Origin of the sequence: Halospina denitrificans, from assembly GCF_004364635.1 — a bacterium.
Classification (GTDB): domain Bacteria; phylum Pseudomonadota; class Gammaproteobacteria; order Pseudomonadales; family Oleiphilaceae; genus Halospina; species Halospina denitrificans.
Genome location: NZ_SOAX01000002.1, coordinates 19602 through 38934 on the forward strand (window position 1 = coordinate 19602; position 19333 = coordinate 38934).

The 19333-nt window shown below is 60.0% G+C and carries 18 protein-coding genes and 3 tRNA genes; 4 read left to right on the forward strand and 17 right to left on the reverse strand.

The genetic code is table 11. The features are described 5' to 3' along the window. Nucleotides 1-95 precede the first annotated feature (95 nt). Nucleotides 96-1133, forward strand: a complete 1038-nt coding sequence (locus DES49_RS03675; protein WP_243864876.1) for a DUF2333 family protein — start codon at nt 96-98, stop codon at nt 1131-1133. A 252-nt stretch (nt 1134-1385) separates the two neighbouring features. Here DES49_RS03675 and DES49_RS03685 read toward each other — a convergent pair whose 3' ends face one another. Then, nucleotides 1386-2609, reverse strand: coding sequence for an MFS transporter (locus tag DES49_RS03685; RefSeq protein ID WP_243864878.1), 1224 nt, complete (start codon nt 2607-2609; stop codon nt 1386-1388). Between the two features lie 385 nt (nt 2610-2994). Then, nucleotides 2995-3071: transfer RNA gene (locus tag DES49_RS03690), tRNA-Val, on the reverse strand. 77 nt (nt 3072-3148) lie between these two features. Here DES49_RS03690 and DES49_RS03695 point away from each other — a divergent pair. Beyond that, on the forward strand, nt 3149-4660 hold the full coding sequence (locus DES49_RS03695) for an SLC13 family permease (protein WP_424955216.1): 1512 nt from the start codon (nt 3149-3151) through the stop codon (nt 4658-4660). A gap of 2 nt (nt 4661-4662) precedes the next feature. On the opposite strand, the gene DES49_RS03700 is transcribed toward DES49_RS03695, so the two are convergent. Genes DES49_RS03700 through purC form a run of 3 tightly spaced genes read right to left on the reverse strand, consistent with a single transcriptional unit; the run spans nt 4663 to nt 7200 of the window. Continuing rightward, nucleotides 4663-5670, reverse strand: a complete 1008-nt coding sequence (locus tag DES49_RS03700; protein WP_133735061.1) for an NAD-dependent epimerase — start codon at nt 5668-5670, stop codon at nt 4663-4665. A gap of 18 nt (nt 5671-5688) precedes the next feature. Further along, the gene (locus tag DES49_RS03705; protein ID WP_133735062.1) at nt 5689-6429 is read right to left on the reverse strand and encodes a TIGR04219 family outer membrane beta-barrel protein; all 741 of its coding nucleotides are present in this window, start codon (nt 6427-6429) and stop codon (nt 5689-5691) included. 51 nt (nt 6430-6480) lie between these two features. Then, nucleotides 6481-7200: a phosphoribosylaminoimidazolesuccinocarboxamide synthase gene (purC, locus tag DES49_RS03710; protein ID WP_133735063.1), complete on the reverse strand. Its 720-nt coding sequence runs from the start codon at nt 7198-7200 to the stop codon at nt 6481-6483. A 170-nt stretch (nt 7201-7370) separates the two neighbouring features. Between purC and DES49_RS03715 the strand changes: the two genes are divergently transcribed. Continuing rightward, nucleotides 7371-8651, forward strand: coding sequence for an MgtC/SapB family protein (locus DES49_RS03715; RefSeq protein ID WP_133735064.1), 1281 nt, complete (start codon nt 7371-7373; stop codon nt 8649-8651). Nucleotides 8652-8653: 2 nt separating this feature from the next. Here the strand turns inward: DES49_RS03715 and bamC are convergent, their stop codons facing one another. The 4 genes from bamC to DES49_RS03735 form a co-directional block, all read right to left on the reverse strand. Further along, complete coding sequence (gene bamC / locus DES49_RS03720; RefSeq protein WP_133735065.1) at nt 8654-9721, reverse strand: outer membrane protein assembly factor BamC; 1068 nt, start codon at nt 9719-9721, stop codon at nt 8654-8656. Between the two features lie 32 nt (nt 9722-9753). Further along, complete coding sequence (dapA, locus tag DES49_RS03725) at nt 9754-10629, reverse strand: 4-hydroxy-tetrahydrodipicolinate synthase (protein WP_133735066.1); 876 nt, start codon at nt 10627-10629, stop codon at nt 9754-9756. Between the two features lie 62 nt (nt 10630-10691). Beyond that, nucleotides 10692-11774 (reverse strand): AI-2E family transporter, encoded by a 1083-nt coding sequence (locus DES49_RS03730; RefSeq protein WP_133735067.1) that lies wholly within the window; start codon nt 11772-11774, stop codon nt 10692-10694. Further along, nucleotides 11767-12027: a sulfurtransferase TusA family protein gene (locus DES49_RS03735; protein ID WP_133735068.1), complete on the reverse strand. Its 261-nt coding sequence runs from the start codon at nt 12025-12027 to the stop codon at nt 11767-11769. Before DES49_RS03735 ends, DES49_RS03730 begins: the two co-directional genes overlap by 8 nt. A 132-nt stretch (nt 12028-12159) precedes the next feature. Between DES49_RS03735 and DES49_RS03740 the strand changes: the two genes are divergently transcribed. Continuing rightward, nucleotides 12160-13623: a M48 family metalloprotease gene (locus tag DES49_RS03740; RefSeq protein ID WP_166645978.1), complete on the forward strand. Its 1464-nt coding sequence runs from the start codon at nt 12160-12162 to the stop codon at nt 13621-13623. On the opposite strand, the gene nadA is transcribed toward DES49_RS03740, so the two are convergent. The 8 genes from nadA to tolR all read right to left on the reverse strand — a co-directional run bounded on the left by nadA (nt 13620) and on the right by tolR (nt 19324). Continuing rightward, nucleotides 13620-14681, reverse strand: a complete 1062-nt coding sequence (nadA, locus tag DES49_RS03745; protein WP_133735070.1) for a quinolinate synthase NadA — start codon at nt 14679-14681, stop codon at nt 13620-13622. The genes DES49_RS03740 and nadA overlap by 4 nt on opposite strands. 126 nt (nt 14682-14807) lie before the next feature. Then, a tRNA-Lys gene (locus DES49_RS03750) sits at nt 14808-14883 on the reverse strand. 28 nt (nt 14884-14911) lie between these two features. Further along, nucleotides 14912-14987 (reverse strand) — tRNA-Lys (locus tag DES49_RS03755). An 82-nt stretch (nt 14988-15069) separates the two neighbouring features. Further along, nucleotides 15070-15861: a tol-pal system protein YbgF gene (ybgF, locus tag DES49_RS03760; protein ID WP_166645979.1), complete on the reverse strand. Its 792-nt coding sequence runs from the start codon at nt 15859-15861 to the stop codon at nt 15070-15072. Between the two features lie 4 nt (nt 15862-15865). Next, the gene (gene pal / locus DES49_RS03765; RefSeq protein WP_133735072.1) at nt 15866-16447 is read right to left on the reverse strand and encodes a peptidoglycan-associated lipoprotein Pal; all 582 of its coding nucleotides are present in this window, start codon (nt 16445-16447) and stop codon (nt 15866-15868) included. A 124-nt stretch (nt 16448-16571) separates the two neighbouring features. Then, a complete protein-coding gene (gene tolB / locus DES49_RS03770; protein ID WP_243864880.1) occupies nt 16572-17825 on the reverse strand; it encodes a Tol-Pal system beta propeller repeat protein TolB in 1254 nt (417 codons plus the stop codon). A gap of 64 nt (nt 17826-17889) precedes the next feature. Beyond that, a complete protein-coding gene (gene tolA / locus DES49_RS03775; protein WP_208297013.1) occupies nt 17890-18852 on the reverse strand; it encodes a cell envelope integrity protein TolA in 963 nt (320 codons plus the stop codon). Between the two features lie 34 nt (nt 18853-18886). Continuing rightward, nucleotides 18887-19324, reverse strand: coding sequence for a protein TolR (tolR, locus tag DES49_RS03780; RefSeq protein ID WP_424955217.1), 438 nt, complete (start codon nt 19322-19324; stop codon nt 18887-18889). Nucleotides 19325-19333 lie beyond the last annotated feature (9 nt).

Sequence of the window (19333 nt, forward strand, 5' to 3'; positions counted from 1 at the left end):
CCATGGACGAGCGCGTCCGGGACCGGGACAATGGCGCATTGTTGAAAGAGCTAATGCCCTGAGCGAGGTTTTCCATGACGTGGCTACGACCAAGAATGAGCGGCCTGTTCCGCAGGCTGAAAACGTTCCTGCTTGGCCTGCGAATGCGCAGCGTGGTGATGACACCACTCATTGCGATCGCGTTACTGCTGGTCCTGATGTTCGTTGTTTCACTGGTGCCATCCAGTTTTCCCGAGATTCCCTCCCAGGAAACGATCCGCTCTGAATTCGAAGCGCAGCACGACGGCGAGGCGCCTCCGGTGGGTTACCACACCACCGAAACCCTGATCCGCTCCATTGATATTGTGGTGAACAAACGCGGCGGATTCCTATCCAACGACGTAATGCCGCCGTTTGTGCTTATGGACAACATCCCGGCCTGGGAGACGGGCGCGCTGCGCCAGGCCCGGGACCTGTCACTGGCCATGCGCAATGACATCACCCGGTCCCAGTCGCAGTCCGAGGAAGACCCGGACATGGTCCAGGCGCAGGTACTGCTCAACAACGACTCCGAGAAATGGATCTTCCCGTCCGCCGAAAGCAAGTACAACGAGGCGATTTCAAGGCTCAGGAGCTACCGGGAACATCTTGTGGACACGGACTCGCGCGAGGGGGATTTCTACGCGCGCTCCGACAACCTGGTCGCCGCCCTCGAACTGATGAGCAAGCGCCTCGGCAGCATGTCCCAGAACCTGGCGGCCAGCGTTGCCGAAGAGCGGCGCTACACCGCCCTTGCCAATGATCCCACGTCGTCATCCGCAAAAGCCCGTCCCCCGGCCGAGGTCATGAAAACACCCTGGATGCAGGTGGATAACGTCTTCTATCAGGCGCGCGGCACCACCTGGGCAATGCTGGCCTACCTGCAGGCCTTCGAGGAGGATTTCGATCGGGTGCTGGAGGACAAGAATGCCCAGCCCAGCATGGACCAGATCATCCGTGAGCTGAAATCCACCCAGAAGTCCCTGTACAGCCCCATGGTGCTCAATGGTTATGAGTTCGGTCTGGTGCCGAACTATTCACTGGCCATGTCGTCCTACATGACCCGGGCCAATGCGGGCATCATCGACATCATTAACCTGCTGCGGGACGGGTAACCACAGGTATTGTCCTATAGCAACGCGCACGTATCTCCACAGGGACGGCAGTGTCGTCCCTATCCTGTGGTCAGCGCGCTGGTCTGAGGAAGACCGCTTGCGCCTGGGCGTCGCCCGGAATATCACAGCTCTGCGACGGTGTGCGCGAGGTGATCAACGAACTGTGGCCAGATAATGTTCTGCACCTGGCGTTCCACGACGCCGCTACGGGAACAAGCACGACCCGGCTCCCAGAGGGGATCACCACAAGCGTCATGGGTTGGTGCTTCCGCTCGGTTTAAGCAGGTACGCCCCTGTGACCAGCCCGAAAAGTGGTCCAAGCGCGAGTGGCATCAGGAGCCACTGCGGCGCTGTTTCAAACCTCATCCATTCCAGCAGCGACAGGCTCAGGATCGTAATGGCAAACCCACCTGAGTTTACGAGTGTCAACGCCGAGCCCACGACCTCGCGCGGGGCGAACTGGGCCGTCAGCGCTGAAAACTGGGGAGAATCACCCGCAACAGTAATGCCCCACACCAGCATAAACGCCGTGAAAACCGGAGTCGGTGTGTGGAGCATGAATGGCGATACCAGACAGCAGACACCCGATACGCCAAGCTGCCCCAACGCAATGCGTTGACCGCTGAAGCGCTTTACAAAGAGACCACCCCCGGCACAGCCAACAAAACCCACCCCAATCACGGCGAATGCCATCCATGACGAGGAGGCGCCGCTCATGCCATGGCTCGCGATCCAGACAGGAACGAAGGCCCAGAAGGCGTAAAGCTCCCACATATGGCCAAAATAGCCGCAAGCGGAAGCCCGGAAACGTCGATCCCGAAACGCCGAGAGCACGCCCCGAAAGCGCACCGGCCCGCCGCGGGTCAGCTGTGGCCCCTCAGGCACCCACCAGACAATCAATCCACCCGCCAACGCCAGCACTGACGTGCCAGCCACGGTCATCTGCCAGTCCCACTCAGCGCCAACCGCACTCAACAGGTGCGGCGAAGCCGTCCCCAGCACGAGCGCGCCGACAAGAAACCCCAGCGCCCGACCCAGGCCACCGGCGTACCAGCCGGCAGCTATACGCATTCCGACCGGATAGACCCCAGCCAGGGATACCCCGACCAGGAAGCGCAAGAGCAACACCAGGGCGAACGACTCGGGCACCACCAGCACTGTTGCGTTGGCTGCGGCCCCAAGTACGGCGCAGATCAGAAATACGGTGGTTGCACGGAATCGGTCGGCAATGCCGACTAAAGCGAACACCAGGGTGCCAATAATAAAACCAAGCTGGACGGCGGTCGTGACAATCCCCTCTCCGCCGGAGGTACCCCAGAGTTCCTGCAACGAACCCATCACCGCGTTCGTGGCGAACCACAGCGACGTCACCATCCATTGCCCCACCACAATTGCCGGCAGAATCCATATTGGACGATGGACACGATAAGGAGCCCCACCGCTGCGTGACCCGGATTCCATAGGTTTCTCAGACATCGTTATTCCCGTTTCAGCGTCGCCACTGATGCAGTTTGCTCTCTATCCAACAACCGCCTGCTTCTTGAGTCAACGGGTGAACTCCGCAAAGGTCGTCCAAGCATCGGCCGTTGGGGGTCTCTGATTGCACTTACGCTAGTTCTGGTAGCGTCATAACGGACAGAAAGATAGTTCAGCTGTTACAGAAAGCGGGATAATCGGATCCGACGAGGGAAATTACTTCAGGGATCGGAACGACGATGGGATGAGTGCCGGCCAGGGCATCACAGCGGTTTTCAAACACCAGTGATCTGGTACTGTATCTCGCTGTGGTTTTACGGCAGTTTTACCGCAGGACATAAAAAAGGGGTCTCCGGAAAACCGGAAACCCCTTTTCTGTAGAATCTGGTAGGACCGAGTGGATTCGAACCACCGACCTCTGCCATGTCAAGGCAGCGCTCTAACCAACTGAGCTACGGTCCTGTCGCGATGGGTGCGTAATATAGCGAGCCGCTCGGGCTGGGTCAACCGTCACACCAATAATTGATACAGGGTATTGAATGAGGCGATTCCGCAGGTTTTCCGGCATTTCCCTGACCTCCACCGAGCCATCGCTGATGGCGAGCGTCAGCCACTGGCGGGTTCAGCTGGGATTCATTGCCGGGCCCGTTATTTTCCTGCTGATGCTGGTCCTCGGGCCGCCGGAGGGGATGACCGCGGATGCCTGGCGTGTGTTCGCACTTACACTGCTCATGGCCACCTGGTGGGTAACCGAGGCGCTCCCCATTGCCATTACCGCCCTGCTTCCCGTGGCCCTGTTGCCGATGCTGGATGTGGTTCCCATCGACGAGGCGGCGGCGCCCTATGCCAACCCCCTGATCTTCCTGTTCCTGGGGGGGTTCATTCTCGCGGAAGGGATTCAACGCTGGAACCTGCACAAGCGTCTGGCCCTGGGCGTTCTTGCACTGGCCGGCATACGTCCGGACCGGGTGGTTGCGGGTTTCATGATCGCCACGGCGGGCCTGAGTATGTGGGTCAGCAACACGGCGACGGCGGCACTGATGCTGCCCATTGGCCTGTCGGTGCTGGCCCTCGTGGACGAGGGCGACCAGCAGCATGACCACGGCAACCTGAGCCTGGCGCTTCTGTTGGGCATTGCCATGGCGGCCAATATCGGCGGAATGGGCACCCTGATCGGCACACCGCCCAACGCGCTGCTTGCCGGTTACCTGAGGGACAGCCACGGCATTGAGGTGAGTTTCGTGGGCTGGATGATTGTCGCCGCCCCCCTGGCGGCAATCCTTCTGGCCAGTGCCTGGTGGCTCCTGACCCGACGCGTCTACCCGCTGGGACACCAGCACATACAGGGGCTGGAAGGGTTGATTCACCGTGAGCGCGAGAGCCTCGGTGCCATCAACTATCCGCAGTTCATGGTCAGCCTGGTTTTCGGATTGGTGGCCCTGGCCTGGCTGACTCGCCCCCTGCTGGACGCCGCGATCGGCGGCATACAGCTGACAGACGCGGGCATTGCGATTACCGGCGCCCTGCTGCTCTTCGTGATCCCGTCACACTGGCGCAACCTGGAGTTCCTGATGTCCTGGGAGCAGGCGAGAAATCTGCCCTGGGGTGTGCTGATCCTGGTCGGTGGTGGGCTGAGCCTGGGAACAGCCATCGAATCCAGCGGTCTTGCAGAGGCCGCCGCAGCACTGCTTGAGGGGCTGGCAAACCTGCCCCTCTGGCTGCTTATGGGAGCTGTCACAACGCTGATCATGCTGCTCAGCCACGTGACCAGCAACACGGCCACAGCGGCCACCATGCTGCCCCTGACGGCCTCCTTTGCCCTTGCCCAGAACCTGCCACTGGTTTATATGGCGATCCCGGTGGCCATGGGCGCCTCCTGCGCCTTCATGCTCCCGGTGGCCACACCGCCCAACGCGATCATCTTCAGCAGTGAACGCCTGAGCGTGATGCAGATGGCCAGAGCCGGGGCCGTGGTCAGCCTGGTCGCGATCGTGCTGATCAGCCTCTGGGTTTTCCTGGTGGCAGCGCCCTTCCTCAGCCCCCGGGGCTGAGATCAGACGCCGTAGAAGTTCCGGTACCAGTCCACGAAGCGCTTGATGCCCGTCTCCACGGGCGTCTCCGGACGGTAGCCCACATCGTCGATCAGGTCCTGGACGTCGGCATAGGTGGCCGGCACGTCCCCGGGCTGCATGGGCAGGTAGTTCTTTTCCGCCTTGCGCCCCAGGCACTCTTCCAGCACCTCAATGAAGCGCGAGAGCTCCACGGGATTGTTACTGCCGATGTTGTACAGCCGGTATGGCGCATTGCTGGTACCGGAATCCGGGGTGACGCCGGTCCATTCCGGATTCGGCGTTGCCACGTTGTCCAGGGTCCGAACCACGCCCTCGACAATGTCATCAATGTAGGTGAAATCCCGCTTGTGGTGGCCGTGATTGAATACATCAATCGGCTCGCCCTCGAGAATCCGCTTGGTAAAGATAAACAGCGCCATGTCCGGACGGCCCCAGGGACCATAGACGGTAAAGAACCGCAGCCCGGTCGTGGGCAGCCGGTACAGGTGGCTGTAGGTATGGGCCATCAGCTCATTGGCCTTCTTTGAAGCCGCGTAGAGACTGAGGGGGTGATCCACGTTGTCGTGAACCGAGAACGGCATGGTCTCGTTGCCGCCGTAGACCGAACTGCTGGAGGCGTAGACCAGGTGCTCAACCCCGTTGTGCCGGCATCCCTCAAGGATGTTGATGAAACCAACCAGGTTGGCGTCCACGTAGGCATGGGGGTTCTCAATGGAGTAGCGAACGCCGGCCTGCGCCGCCAGATGGACGACGCGTGCCGGTGCGAACTCGCGGAAGGTTTCCGCCATTTTCTCACGGTCGGCGATGTCCTCGCGGACCTCGGTAAACCCATCCCTGGCGGTCAGTCGGGCAAGTCTTGCCTCCTTGAGGGAGACGTCGTAATAGTCGTTGACGTTGTCGACGCCAATGACCTCATCGCCCCGGTCCAGAAGCTGGTGAGCCACATGGGACCCGATGAACCCGGCTGTTCCCGTTACCAGTATCCTCAACTGCATTCTCCCTGTTGATTAAAAGCCGATGCCGACGCGCACGAAGGGGCCACCCAGGTCGGTATCGACGTTGAGGTTATTGGAATCCACATCCATCGACAGCTCGCGATAGCCGCCTTCCACATAGACCGGATCAACGCTGTACTTGAGGTAGGCCTCAATATCGCGGGCGGAATCGCCGTCATAGGACACGTAATTGATCTCGGCGCCGGCACCCAGTCCGGTCAGCGGTAGGTCCACGTCGCCCCGGGCATGAAGCATGGGCAGGAATTCGTCGATTTTGACGGACTCCGCCTGGCCCGTAGTCTGTCCTTCGATGTCGAACTGACCGTCAAAATGCTTGACGTTGAAGCCGAGGTCGAGGGTTACGATCGGCACCGGTGCGGTGTAGAAGATGGTGTAGTCATAGTGGGTGAGATCAATGCGGCTATCCACATCTTCCGCATAGGTGGAATCCCGAAACTGAGTAGTCACCGTCCCCTGCCCTTTATGCTCAATGTCGTTATAGCGCAGCCGCAGGTTCGGGATTACCGGTACCGGATGCGCAAAGCGCACCGCAAAGCCCGTATGGGACTCGTCGTCATAGCCCAGATCATCCTCGACATCAATCTCGTTGCCACCGGATTGGACCGTGCCCGTGGGACCGGCCTGCCAGGAGTTGGCCGTAACATCCACATCAATCAGCGGTATCACCGCATGAGCCGTACTGGCACCAGCCAGGAGCAACATCCCCGCCGCCGCTGTCATTGTTCTTTTCATAGATCCTCCCCTTTTGGGTTTTGAAGTAACTCCTACAGTATCGACCCGGATTCACAAGCTTTCAAAGTCAATTCCGAGCCGGCGGCCAACTTCCTCGTACGTTTCAATCACATCGCCCAGATCCTGGCGGAACCGATCCTTATCCATCTTGCGTCTTGTTTCCCGGTCCCAGATCCGGCAGCCATCCGGCGTGAACTCGTCACCGAGCACAACACGGCCATCGGCGCGCCCGAATTCCAGCTTGTAATCCACAAGCAGCATATCCGCGTCGAGGAAGAGCTGTTTGAGAACACGATTGACCTGGTAGGTTCGTTCCTTCATTTCGTGAAGTTCTTCAGCGCCCGCCCAGCCGAAGGTCTCCGCGAGGGACTCGTTAATCATCGGATCGTGGAGCTGATCGTCCTTGAGGAAGAGTTCATAGGTCGGCGGGTTCAGGTCCTGGCCTTCCTGAACGCCCAGGCGACGGCACAGGCTGCCTGCTGAGATATTCCGGACGACGCATTCGACCGGCATCATGTCGAGGTTGCGCACCAGGGACTGATTGGGGGCGAGCACACGCTCGAAATGGGTGGGAATGCCCGCCTGTTCGAGCTTCTCCATGATGAAGGCATTAAAGAGGTTGTTCACGCGGCCCTTGCGACTGAGCTGCTTGACCTTCTGCCCGTCGAAGGCGGACGTGTCATCCCGGAACTCCAGAACAAAATAATCCGGGTCTTCCGTCCTGAAGACGGATTTGGCCTTACCCGCGTAGAGCTCGTCACCTTTCTGCATTACCATCTCCGCTGCCTGTTCATACGGGCTCCGTCCGGACGCCCCAGCGTGGCGCATGATAGCCGATGGCGCCAGCTCTACGCCACCACGGCGGGCCACCATCACACACAGTGCGTGCGGGGCACTCACCGCCTATACTGTTCGCGAAACCTCATGGACCATCGGGGACTATGGAAGACCTTTTCGAGCAGTTTATCACGACCAACCGGGATGCCCTTCATCTGATTGTGGCGCTTCTTCTGGGCACGCTCATCGGCATCCAGCGGGGCTGGCAGGCACGAGACCGGGGCCCCGGGGAACGCGTTGCCGGTATCCGTACCCATGCCCTGACAGCGCTCCTGGGTGGCGTAGGGGCTCTGCTCTCCCGGGAGCTGAGTGCGAGCATCTTCCCCGTTCTACTGGTGGCCCTGATGCTACTCAATCTCACGGCCTACTGGATACGCGCCCCTTCGACCGGGGACTACAGCATTACCGGGATTATCGGCCTTACCCTGACGTTCTGCTTTGGCGGTATGGCGGTAGGCGTGGACGTGACCCTGGCCACGGCACTGGCCGTGATCACGGCCCTGATCCTGGACAACAAGGAAGAGATCCACGGCCTGCTCAACAAGCTCCAGGCCAACGAACTGGATGCCGGCTTTAAGCTGCTGCTGATCACCGTCGTGGTGTTGCCACTTCTTCCCAATCGCGCCATGGGTCCTGGCGGTGTGCTGAACCCCTACGAGATCTGGTGGCTGGTGGTGCTGATCGCCTCCATATCCTTCGTGGGCTACTTCGCGATACGCATGGGCGGCCCCGGCAAGGGCATTCTGTTCACGAGCCTCTTTGCCGGCCTGAGCTCCTCCACAGCCCTGACGCTCCACTTCTCCCGCCAGGCACGGCAAACCCCGGTGCTTTCGCCCCAGCTTGCCGCCGGCATCCTGATCGCGTGCGGCACCATGTTCCCGCGCATCCTGATCTACTGCGGCATCATCAACCCGGCGCTGCTCCCAAGCCTCGTGGTGCCGGTCATCGCCATGGCACTCATGCTCTACGTGCCAGCGGGGCTGATCTGGCACCGTAACCGCGAAAGCCTGCAAGTGGATCAACCAATGCTCAACCGCAACCCCCTGGACCTTAAACCGGCGCTGTTTTTCGGGGTTGTACTGACGCTGATCCTGCTGGTGGGCCACTGGCTGAGTGATTGGTTTGGGGATGCGGGCATCTACATGCTGGCGGCCACTTCCGGCATTGCGGACGTGGACGCCATCACCCTGTCGCTCACCCGCATGTCCGAATCCGCCATCACAACTCACACGGCGGTCATCGGGATCGTCATCGCCTCCTCGGTCAATAACCTGGTCAAGGCGACCATGGCCTGGTTCATAGGCCCGCAGGCCCTGGGAAGACGGGTTGGCGTTCCCATGGGCCTGTCCCTGCTGGTGGGCCTGGGCGCGGGCTGGATGATCTGAGCCTAGCGCAGGTTGTCGTAGATCCGGTCAAGAACCTGGGAGGCAGGCATGTTGTTCTCCCGCTCCGGATCGGGCTCCACCCTGAGTACAAGCCGGTCGCCTGACTCTCTGAGTCGTATCAGGCCCGTCTGTTCCGGTTCAAGCTGATACGCCCATAACCACCAGCCACGGTTCCTGGCTTCCTCGGGACGCATATCAAGGTACCAGACTCCTTCACTCCGGTTGCGATCCACGACCGGAATATCCAGCGATGCGATGGCACGACTGACTTCGGCCCAGCCCCGCTCAAACCCGAATTCGAGTTCCAGGTGGCTGATCCGGCCATCCTGGCTAACGGCGTCGACACGCTCTTCCCGGGGCAGATTCAATGCAACGCGGGAGTAGCTCTTGGTATCGGCGTTCTCGCGAAGGTACTCTGCCATCCGTTCGATAACGGTAGCCTCGCGCGCAGAATTCCCCGGGCTGTCATGCCACGGCAGCAGCGACCGTGGAGGCTCTTCCACCGGCACCAGTCGCACCTGGACTTCCGTGCTGCGCCCCTGAACGCCATGCTCCACCCGGGCCTGGAGGATCAGATCCTCCTGTACTGAGGCATCATCAAGGCCGATCCAGCGGCGGGCCTGTTGGGAATTGTTGAGAATACCGGTCTGCTTGAGCCCCTCCCTCGGATCCTCATGGGCAATTTCAATTCCCTGTTCCGTGAAGAAAGCCGACAAGGCCGGCCAGACCCGCCCGGGCACGTCATTGACGACGAGCCAGGTCAGATCCCCGGAAGTCCGGACCAGGTAATTATCCTCCAGAATCTGGTCGGTCAGGTCCGGGGGCCGGGGCAGTTCATAGTTTTCCCCGGATCCAAGCCCATTGGTCCCCCTGACCGGCGGAATCCGGTACTCGCTCTGGAAGGCTTCGCGGGACACCTCTTCCGGCATCTCAAGCGGCTCACCCAGGGGTTCCTGCTGGTAGCGCATGGAGCGATCCGGAAACAGGCCACACCCGGCCACCGAGGAAACAAGCGTTACAACGATAACGGGGCGCAGTACAGGTGCGCCCCGTTGAAGTGTTTCGTACATCCGTTACTCCGTTGGATTGAGCAGGACGCGGTTCAGAGACAGCCCGCGGATCTGAGGGCCTCCAGCACGTCTTCATGGTATTCGGGGCTCAACGGCGTCATGGGGAGCCGGATTCCGGGGCCGATCAACCCCATCTGGTTCAATGCCCACTTAACCGGAATCGGGTTGGCCTCCAGGAACAGCTTGCGATTCAGCGGCGCCAGTGTCTCATTCAGCTCCCTGGCCCGCGCCTCGTCCCCCGAAACAGCTGCTTCGCAGACCTGCGCCATCAGCCGGGGCGCCACATTGGCCGTTACCGAGACATTGCCCTTGCCGCCACGCAGCATCAGTTCCAGGGATGTCCCATCGTCGCCGGAATAGACCGCGATCCGGTCGCCGACCATGCGTACCAGTTCCTCGCCGCGGCTGACATTACCGGTCGCGTCCTTGATGGCGACGATATTGGGGATATCGGCCAGACGGTCAACGGTTTCATTGAGCATGTCGCAGGAGGTGCGACCGGGGACGTTGTACAGAATCTGGTTGACGTCCACCGATTCGGCAACGGTCCGGAAATGCTGATAGAGGCCTTCCTGAGTGGGCTTATTATAGTACGGCACCACCAGAAGGCAGGCATCCACACCGATCTCGGCCGCTTCGCGGGTCAGGTCGACCGCCTCACGGGTCGAATTGCCGCCCGTTCCGGCAATGATGGGAATGCGCCCGTCAGCCTGTTTAACCACGCGCCGGATCACGCTGATATGCTCATCAGGATCCAGCGTGGAGGATTCACCCGTCGTACCTACCGCGACAATCGCGTTGGTACCGGCGTCGATGTGATACTCCACCAGTTTATCCAGGCATTCCCAATCAATACGCCCTTCGGCGTCCATCGGGGTAACAAGTGCAACCAGACTCCCAGTGATCATATCCGCTCCGAACCGGTAAAAAAGTAATGGTAATCCCGGGACCTGAGTGACACAAGAGCCTCTCAGTCAACCGACCCCGGGGATTCATCCGACACTGGCTCCGTAACGGGCCAGGATTTGAGCACGGCGTTGAGCACAATCGCCAGCGGAATCGCAAAGAAAACGCCCCACATGCCCCAGATGCCACCAAAAATCAGCACCGCAAGAATGATGGTGACGGGATGCAGGTCCACGACCTCCGAAAACAGCAGTGGCACCAGAATGTTGCCATCAATCGCCTGGATGATGAGATAGACAACCATGAGCAGGAAGAACTGATCCGTCCATCCGAACTGGAAGAGCCCCACCATGGCAATGGGCACCGTCACTACCGCCGCACCGATATAGGGAATGACCACGGAAAAGCCCACCAGCAGACTCAACAGCGCAGCGTAATCCAGCCCCAGGAACTTGAGCGACACATAGGTCACACTGCCGACGATCAGGATCTCAATGGCCTTGCCCCGGACGAAGTTGGCGAATTCCATGTTCACTTCGGCCCAGATGCGATCCATCAGGGGGCGCTCGTCAGGCAGAAAACTGCTGAGCCTCAGCAGAATCACATCCCGATCCTTGAGGAAAAAGAAAACCAGTATCGGGACCAGCACCAGGTAAACCAGAACCGCCATCAGGCCCGGAATGCTTTCCAGCGACATAGAGACGAGCCATTGCGTGATCTGCCCCACCTCCGCGGTCACCTGCCGGAACAGCGTATTCACTTCTTCCATGGATACCAGCTGGGGATACTCCTGTGGCAACCCTTCAATGTAGTGCTGCGCGGCGCGCATCATCCGCGGGAGTTCCGAGGCCAGCCCGGACACCTGGGACCAGACCAGCGGCATGAGGCCGAGAAGGAAGGCGATGAAGATTCCGATGAACAGAATGAAGACAGCAAACACCGCCAGCAGATGGGGAACGCCCACCCGCACCAGTTTGATAACCAGGCCCTGAAGAATGTAGGCGATGATGAGGCCCGCGATGAACGGCGCGAGAATACGCCCAAGGAAGAAGATGCCCAGAAAGAAGCCGATGAGCATCAGCAGTACAACAACCGCCTCTTCATCGGAAAAGTACCGCGCCACAAAACGGTGGAACATCCTAACCATGCCTGGTTCCTGATTTGTCCTGGCCGCGCCGGATGACAAAAACGTAACGGTCCTCGTCATGTTCCTCGACTTCAAGCTCGTGGTCCGAGAGTCGTAGGAAAGCCGGGATATCGCGGGCCGAACCGGGATCGGTGGCGATCACCCTGAGGCTCTCACCCGGTTCCATGCCATTCAGGCACAGCTTGGTTTTCAGCAGTGGCATGGGGCACTGAAGGCCGCTGGCGTCGAGTGTCTGATCCGCTTCCGCTGACATGGCACGCACTGCATCACGTAATAATGACTGAAAGTGATGCTGATGATAGCACGAAAAGGCCCTTCCACCGGAATACGGGAGGGCCACGATGCAATCTATACCACAGGCCCGGAATCTGGCATTGTTTCAGGCATGCATAGATTGATTTCGATCGTACTGATCCTGACCCTGCTGAACCCGCTGCTGATGCCCCTGGCGGTTTCCGATGAACTGCCCACCCTGGGCGGCAGCGGCCTGCTGGCAGAACAGCAGGAAGAGGAGATAGGACAGCGCGTGCTCGTCCAGCTCAGACGCAATGCACCGCTGCTGTCCGACCCCGTGCTGACAGAATACCTGGAGAATACCCTCTATCAAATTATCCCCCACGCCCCTATGGAGGACCGCTCGATCAGCATTGTTGCCATCGACGATCCGTCACTGAACGCGTTCGCAGTTCCGGGCAATGTGGTCGGTGTGCATGCCGGGCTTTTTCTCTCGGCCCAGAGCGAACACGAATTTGCCGCCGTGATGGCCCACGAGATCGCGCACCTGAGTCAGCGTCATTACGCGCGCCGCCTCGAGCAGCAGGAACGCAGCACACCACTGACCATTGCCGGTATTCTCGCCGGCATCATCCTGACTGCGGCTACCGGCTCCCAGGCCGGCATTGCCACCATTGCCGGCACCCAGGCCCTTGCCATCGACACCATGCTCCGTCACAGCCGCGCCCACGAACAGGAAGCGGACCGGTTGGGGCTGGAACTGCTGGCCGAGGCCGGCTACGACCCAGCGGGGATGCCGGCCATGTTCGAGCGCATGCTCAGGCAGGCTCGACTCCAGGGGAACCGGCCACCGGAATACCTGTCGACCCACCCGCTGACCGAATCCCGGGTCTCGGACACCCGGGCACGGGTCAAGGACTACCGCGATCAGGAAAGCTACGGGGAAGACCTGGCCTATCACCTGGTGCGCAACCGCCTGCGCGTGCGCTACACGAACGATCTGGGAAACGCCGAAGGGCTGTTCCGTCAGCAGTTCGAGAAATCCGAAGGCCAGGCACGCGCCGCCGCGCGTTACGGGCTGGCCTACACCCTGATTGAAGCGGGCAGGCCCGATGAAGCCATCCCACACCTGGAAGCACTGCTCGCTGATAATGAGGGCTATATTATCTATGCGGCCGAATTGGGGAGAGCCCTGCGCGAGTCCGGTGACCACCGGAAGGCCATCACGTTGCTGGAGAAGCACCTGGAGCGAAACCCGGGAAACCTGACACTCTCCAGAACCCTGGCGGACACCCACATGGAAGCGAACGACCCGGATCGGGCCGCGCGGCTTTACGAACGTATTGCCCAGGAATACGGAGATGACCCCACGCTCTGGAAGGATCTTGCCGAGGCCCACGGCCGTGCCGGCAATGTCATCGAGGTCCATCGTGCCCGGGGCGAGCGGAGCCTGCTATTGGGGGATCCGCGTGTTGCGGTGAGGGAATTCCGACAGGCGCTGGACAGGGCCGGCAGCAGCCACACCCGTATTGAAGTGCTGCGAGAGCGCCTTGAGGAGGCCAACCGGCGGTTGAGCCGGTTGGGTGACCGACGGCCTCGAGCAGGCAATGGTTAGGCGTTTCCGGCAACCTTGATATTACGCTGCGCCGTGAAGTCGAGCATGCGCTGCACCGGGATCAAGGCCTTTTCCCGGGTCTCGGCATCGACATGAATCTCCTGGTCCCCGTTCTGCAGCACCGCCAACAGGTTCTCCAGGCCATTCATCGCCATCCAGGGACAATGGGCACAACTGCGGCAGGTCGCACTCTCGCCGGCGGTTGGCGCCTCAATCAGGTTCTTGTCGGGGGCGACCTCATGCATTTTGTAGAAAATGCCCCTGTCCGTGGCCACGATGAAATCCTCATTGGGCATCGTACGGACCGCGTCAATGAGCTTGGTGGTGGATCCAACGACATCCGCCTGCTCAACCACCGCCATCGGTGACTCCGGGTGAGCCAGAACGGCCGCCTGTGGCATGGTGGCTTTCAGGTCAGCCAACCCCTGGCCCTTGAATTCCTCGTGCACGATGCAGGAGCCATCCCAGAGCAGCATATCCGCCTGTGTGGAACGACGGATGTACTCGCCCAGATGCTTGTCCGGCGCCCAGAGGACTTTCTCACCCCTGGAGTCCAGATAATCCACGATATCCTCGGCGCAGCTTGAGGTCACCACCCAGTCGGAGCGGGCCTTCACGGCCGCTGAGGTGTTTGCGTAAACGACAACCGTGCGATCCGGGTGCTGGTCGCAGAAGGCTGCAAACTCATCGGCGGGACAGCCGATATCCAGCGAACAGGTCGCTTCCAGAGTGGGCATGAGAATGCGCTTCTCCGGGTTCAGGATCTTGGCCGTCTCGCCCATGAAACGGACACCGGCAACCACGAGCGTGGAGGCGGGATGCTCACTCCCGAACCGGGCCATTTCCAGAGAGTCCGCAACACAGCCGCCGGTTTCCTCGGCCAGGGACTGAATATCAGGGTCCGTGTAATAATGGGCAACAAGCGCCGCGTTCTGGGCTTTCAGCTCTTCCTGGATACGCTCGCGAAGCTCGTTCGCTCTGGCTTCGTCCAGCGTTGGCGCCTCTTTTTCACGGGCCAGATGCTCCTGGACGAGAATTCGATCCTGCATGTAAGTCATAGGGTGTATTTACCCTCCCCACCGTTGGAATAAGGTAGTTCCTGTCTACCTTTATGCCTCTGCAACCGGCATTTTTCAATGGTGCGGTTCAATCAGGTGCCGGGTAAGCAAAGCCTTAAAGGCGGATGGTGGGTCGTGGAGGATTCGAACCTCCGACCAATTGGTTAAAAGCCAACTGCTCTACCAACTGAGCTAACGACCCTGTGCTCGGTAAAACCGGGGGATAAAGATGGTGGGTCGTGGAGGATTCGAACCTCCGACCAATTGGTTAAAAGCCAACTGCTCTACCAACTGAGCTAACGACCCAAACGAGGCGCATATGGTACTTATTTTTTCGCGTTTCGCAACCGTTTTCGTGATCTGATTCACGACCCCTGACCAATCCCAGTCAACCCATTTCTTCGGAACGGTACTGTCTGCCCTTGGCAGCGGATTCTGTTTCGGGGTATTCGGACTGGAGGCGTTCAAGCGCTTCTTTGGCCTTCTCCGGGTTGCCGGCCCGATCATGACTGACCGCCAGTTTGAAGAGCGCGTCCGGCGCCTTGCGATGCGACTTATGACGTGACGTAACGATGGTGAAAGCCTGGCGTGCCTGTTCATAGGATTCCTGGCTCAGGTAAAGCTCGCCCAGCCAGTAATAGGCATTCACCGTCAGATCGCCTTCCGGATACTTATCAAGGAACTGATAGATCTCGTCAATCGCCGCGTCAAAATCCTTTTCGTTGTGAATCAGATTCTGGATGGACGCATAGTCCTTCCGCTCCTCTTCACCCGGCTGCCGATAGGATGCAGAGCCCTGCTCCCCGGAAGAATCACCGGAATCCGCACTGGAAGCCGAATCGCTCTCCTCCGAGTCTGCACTCGAGCTTGCGTTACCCGAGGCATCCTCAAGCTCCGCCACCCGGCTGCTGAGATCCACCAGACGCTGGTCCAGGTCAACATAACGCTGCCGGGACTGACGGTTCAGTCGATCCAGCTCGTGGTTGGTTTCCTCGATCTGGCCCCGCAGCTGCCGGATCTCCTCACTGAGCTCCTCCACCATGAAGAAGAGTTCAGTGGAGGAGCCGCCGCCCGCGCCGGAATCGCTGCTGACCAGCGGCGCATCCCCGTCCGATTGGGCGGGGAGCGTCGTCGGCAAGATCAGAACAGCAGCAAAAACCGGCGTCAGCAGATACCGCATGGAATCACTCGTAGTTGATTTCAACGCGACGATTCTGCGCCCAGGCATCTTCGTTGCTTTCATCAACCGCGGGCTTTTCTTCGCCGTAACTGACGGTCTCAATCTGGTCCTCGCTGACATCATTGACTTTCAGGAAGCGAGCGACGGATTGTGCGCGACGCTCACCCAGCGCCATGTTGTATTCACCGCTGCCACGTTCGTCTGTATGACCTTCCAGAACGACGGATGCACTGTCGTCTGCAGCGAGATAAGCCGCGTGCGCTTCCAGGATGCTCCTGGACTCGCGACGGACGTCCGCGCTGTCAAAGTCAAAATAGATGGTGTTCGCCGCCTGCATGGCCTTCTGTTCGGCCTCCTGGCGCATCTGGTCGGCGCGCTCTTCAGCGCTCATATCCTCGGAGCTGACGCCATCACCATCTTCAGCGCTGTAGGCTTCGCTGTCGGATTGCGTCTCGCTGGTGGACTCCTCGGTCATGGTCTGGTCATCCGCCGGTTCATCCGGCTGGGTGTCCGTGGCACTACAACCGCCCAGCACAACAAGCGACAGGCCCAGAATCAGTACCCTGTTTTTCAGCAGATCAATCATTGGCATTCCTTTTCTTTGTTTCGGTTTGTTGGACTGAATGTTTTTAGGACCAAAACGGTCCGCACAGTTTCAGTCATGGATTAATGTATGACGTTCCTGGTAATACTGCAAACCTCCCTACCATCTAGTTGAGTGGTGACCAGGCCGGATCGCGGATCCCCGGATGACGTACCGGGAGCGTGAAACGGGCGTTCCCGTCCACGGTGGTCAGCTCCAGGGCATTGCGACCATTGCGCGCCTGGGTAACGTAGATGGCCAGCCGCCCGTTGGGCGAGATGGCCGGTGCCTCATCCATCTCCGACGCGGAAAAAACCCGCTCGTCGCCACTCTCAAGCTCAACAGCGCCGAGATAGTAGCGCCCCTCGCGTCGGTGGAGAAAGAATATTTCCTCGCCGTCCGGCCCAAAGCGCGGCCGCGCGTTATAACTGCCTTCAAAAGTCAGGCGCTGCGCCCTTCCCCCGTCCAGGTCCTTGATGTAGACCTGCGGGTTGCCCGAACGGTCCGAGGTAAACGCAAAGCGCTCACCATCCGGCGACCAACTGGCCTCGGTGTTGATGGAGGAGTGGTGGGTCAGGCGTTCGGGCTCCAGGGTATCCAGTGGCAGCCGGTACACCTCGGCGCTCCCATCCTTGGACAGGGTAACCAGCAATGAGTCGCCATCCGGTGACCACGCCGGCGCCGAGTTCAGTCCCTCAAAGCTCGTGAGCCTGCGCCGTTCACCGCTCTTGATGACCTGGCGGTAGACGCCGGGCCGGCCACCTTCAAACGATACATAGGTCAGTTCCCTGCGATCCGGCGACCAGTCCGGGGAAAGGATGGGTTCGCTGGAACGCAGCAGGACCTGGGCGCGCTTTCCGTCCACGTCGCTGACCTGAAGTTGGTAGACCACGTCCCCCTCCTCCCGGGTTCGGGTAACGAAGGCAAGACGGGTCGAAAAGATGCCCGGGATACCGGTAATGGTCTTATAGATCCGGTCACTGACATGGTGGGCCAGGCTCCGGAGCTCCGAGGGCGCGGCCGAGGCACGGGAACCAAGGATCCGTTTCTGCTGGCTGACGTCAAAGAGTTCATAGCTCAGCACGTAGCGGTCGTCATCCGGGCGATAGTCAACTTCACCGACCAGAACAAACTGCTGACCCAGAACCCGCCAGTCGCGAAAGTGGATATCGTCGCCCGAACTGGGAAGACTGAGCATGCGCTGAGGTGCCAGCAGTTCGAAATCACCGCTCATGGTCAGGTTATTGCGGATGATCTCGTCCAGATTTTCCGGCGCGCCCTGGCCATCCGTACTGCCAAAGGGAACCACGGCAAGGGGCATCCGCTTTTCGGCGCCCTCGGTGATGCGGATCACCATTTGGCCCTGGGCAGTGAGTGCCAAGAAGCACAGCACGACTCCCAGAAGTATTGTTGATAGCCGCATGGGGGTTATCGCCATCTTGCTCTCACTCTTTGGGGCTGAATTTCATGGTAAGGCCGCCCCGGAAATACTCATTGAAAACCGCAGGGTCGTCCGGGACCGGAAAATTATCTACCCGCCCGACGGCTCTGAGGGCAGATTCATCCAGCGCCTGATTGCCACTGCCCTCGACAATGCTGACGTTACTGACTTCACCCGTTGGCAGCAGCGTGAGACTTAGCGTTACGGTCTGGCTCTCGTCACTGCCCGGCGGTATGTACCAGTTGTCCTTAAAGGTCTGCTTGATAAGGCTGCGGTAACGCTCCCATTCCTCCAGCAACCGCTGGCCATTTTCGGAATCAACCTCCGCTTCCATACCCTCGTCCTGGCCGGGTGAGGGATCCTCTTCCTCGGTTTCCGTATCCTCTGCCATGGCTTCGAGCTGCTTTTCCCATTCAGAGCGCCGATCATCTTCTGGCTCAGGCTCAGGCTCAGGCTCAGGCTCAGGCTCAGGTTCCGGCTCAGGCTCAGGTTCCGGCTCTGGCTCAGGTTCCGACTCTGGCTCTGGCTCAGGTTCCGGCTCTGGCTCAGGTTCCGGCTCTGGCTCGGGCTCAGGTTCTGGCTCAGGCTCCGGTTCTGGCTCCGGTTCTGGCTCTGGCTCAGGCTCCGGTTCTGGCTCTGGCTCTGGCTCAGGCTCCGGTTCTGGCTCAGGCTCCGGCTCCGGCTCGCGAGTTGGCTCTGGTTGGGGTTCCGGCTCCGGTTCCTCAGCCTCGATCAGCCGGGCCTTGACCGCCTGGGGTTGTGTGGTCTCGGGTTCCGGCGGCACCGAGGACCAACCCACAATAGCCATGATCAGAATAAGCAGGTGCAGCCCCACAGACCCCAGAAACGGCCACTTCCATTCCCTGAGTTCGTCCTCGGGCACACCAAGGACCCGACTTACCCAGGGAATCGCCCTGTCGCCCAGGGCGCCCGTCGCCTGCACAATCCGGTTCCAGTCCAGCTTCATAGCGCTCCCGCGCCGCCGCTTCCACTGATGCGCATCAATCCTCCCGGGGCGGGTCCGTGATCAGGCCCACTTCACTGGCGCCGGCAACCTGCAGAGCCGACATCAGTCGTATCACCACGCCATAGCGCACATGCTGGTCACCCCGCACATAAACGTTGGCATCGGAACGCTCCGCCAGGATCGTCGACACCTCCTCCACGATCTGGTTCATGGGCTTGGGATCGCTGCGATCCTCGCCCACTTCCAGGTAATAGCCACCGTTGGAATCGACCGAGACAATCACCGGCTCATTGTTCTGATCCACCGGCAGCGGCTCGGCTTCCGTCGATGGCAGCTCCACATTCACGCCCTGGGTGAGCATGGGCGCCGTGATCATGAAAATAACCAGCAGCACCAGCATCACGTCGATGTAGGGAACGACGTTCATCTCCGACATCTGGGGCCGCCGGGACTTTCGGGGACTCATGTCCATGCTGTCGAC

Excerpts from the sequence above, each read along its gene's own strand:
- ybgF (WP_166645979.1), bottom strand. The coding sequence starts at position 15,861 with ATGCGGTATCTGCTGACGCCGGTTTTTGCTGCTGTTCTGATCTTGCCG.
- DES49_RS03695 (WP_424955216.1), top strand. The coding sequence starts at position 3,149 with ATGAGGCGATTCCGCAGGTTTTCCGGCATTTCCCTGACCTCCACCGAG.
- DES49_RS03735 (WP_133735068.1), bottom strand. The coding sequence starts at position 12,027 with ATGTCAGCGGAAGCGGATCAGACACTCGACGCCAGCGGCCTTCAGTGC.
- nadA (WP_133735070.1), bottom strand. The coding sequence starts at position 14,681 with ATGACTTACATGCAGGATCGAATTCTCGTCCAGGAGCATCTGGCCCGT.
- bamC (WP_133735065.1), bottom strand. The coding sequence starts at position 9,721 with ATGTACGAAACACTTCAACGGGGCGCACCTGTACTGCGCCCCGTTATC.
- dapA (WP_133735066.1), bottom strand. The coding sequence starts at position 10,629 with ATGATCACTGGGAGTCTGGTTGCACTTGTTACCCCGATGGACGCCGAA.
- DES49_RS03685 (WP_243864878.1), bottom strand. The coding sequence starts at position 2,609 with ATGTCTGAGAAACCTATGGAATCCGGGTCACGCAGCGGTGGGGCTCCT.
- pal (WP_133735072.1), bottom strand. The coding sequence starts at position 16,447 with ATGATTGATCTGCTGAAAAACAGGGTACTGATTCTGGGCCTGTCGCTT.
- purC (WP_133735063.1), bottom strand. The coding sequence starts at position 7,200 with ATGCAGAAAGGTGACGAGCTCTACGCGGGTAAGGCCAAATCCGTCTTC.
- DES49_RS03705 (WP_133735062.1), bottom strand. The coding sequence starts at position 6,429 with ATGAAAAGAACAATGACAGCGGCGGCGGGGATGTTGCTCCTGGCTGGT.
- DES49_RS03740 (WP_166645978.1), top strand. The coding sequence starts at position 12,160 with ATGCATAGATTGATTTCGATCGTACTGATCCTGACCCTGCTGAACCCG.
- tolR (WP_424955217.1), bottom strand. The coding sequence starts at position 19,324 with ATGGACATGAGTCCCCGAAAGTCCCGGCGGCCCCAGATGTCGGAGATG.
- DES49_RS03730 (WP_133735067.1), bottom strand. The coding sequence starts at position 11,774 with ATGGTTAGGATGTTCCACCGTTTTGTGGCGCGGTACTTTTCCGATGAA.
- DES49_RS03715 (WP_133735064.1), top strand. The coding sequence starts at position 7,371 with ATGGAAGACCTTTTCGAGCAGTTTATCACGACCAACCGGGATGCCCTT.
- tolA (WP_208297013.1), bottom strand. The coding sequence starts at position 18,852 with ATGAAGCTGGACTGGAACCGGATTGTGCAGGCGACGGGCGCCCTGGGC.
- DES49_RS03675 (WP_243864876.1), top strand. The coding sequence starts at position 96 with ATGAGCGGCCTGTTCCGCAGGCTGAAAACGTTCCTGCTTGGCCTGCGA.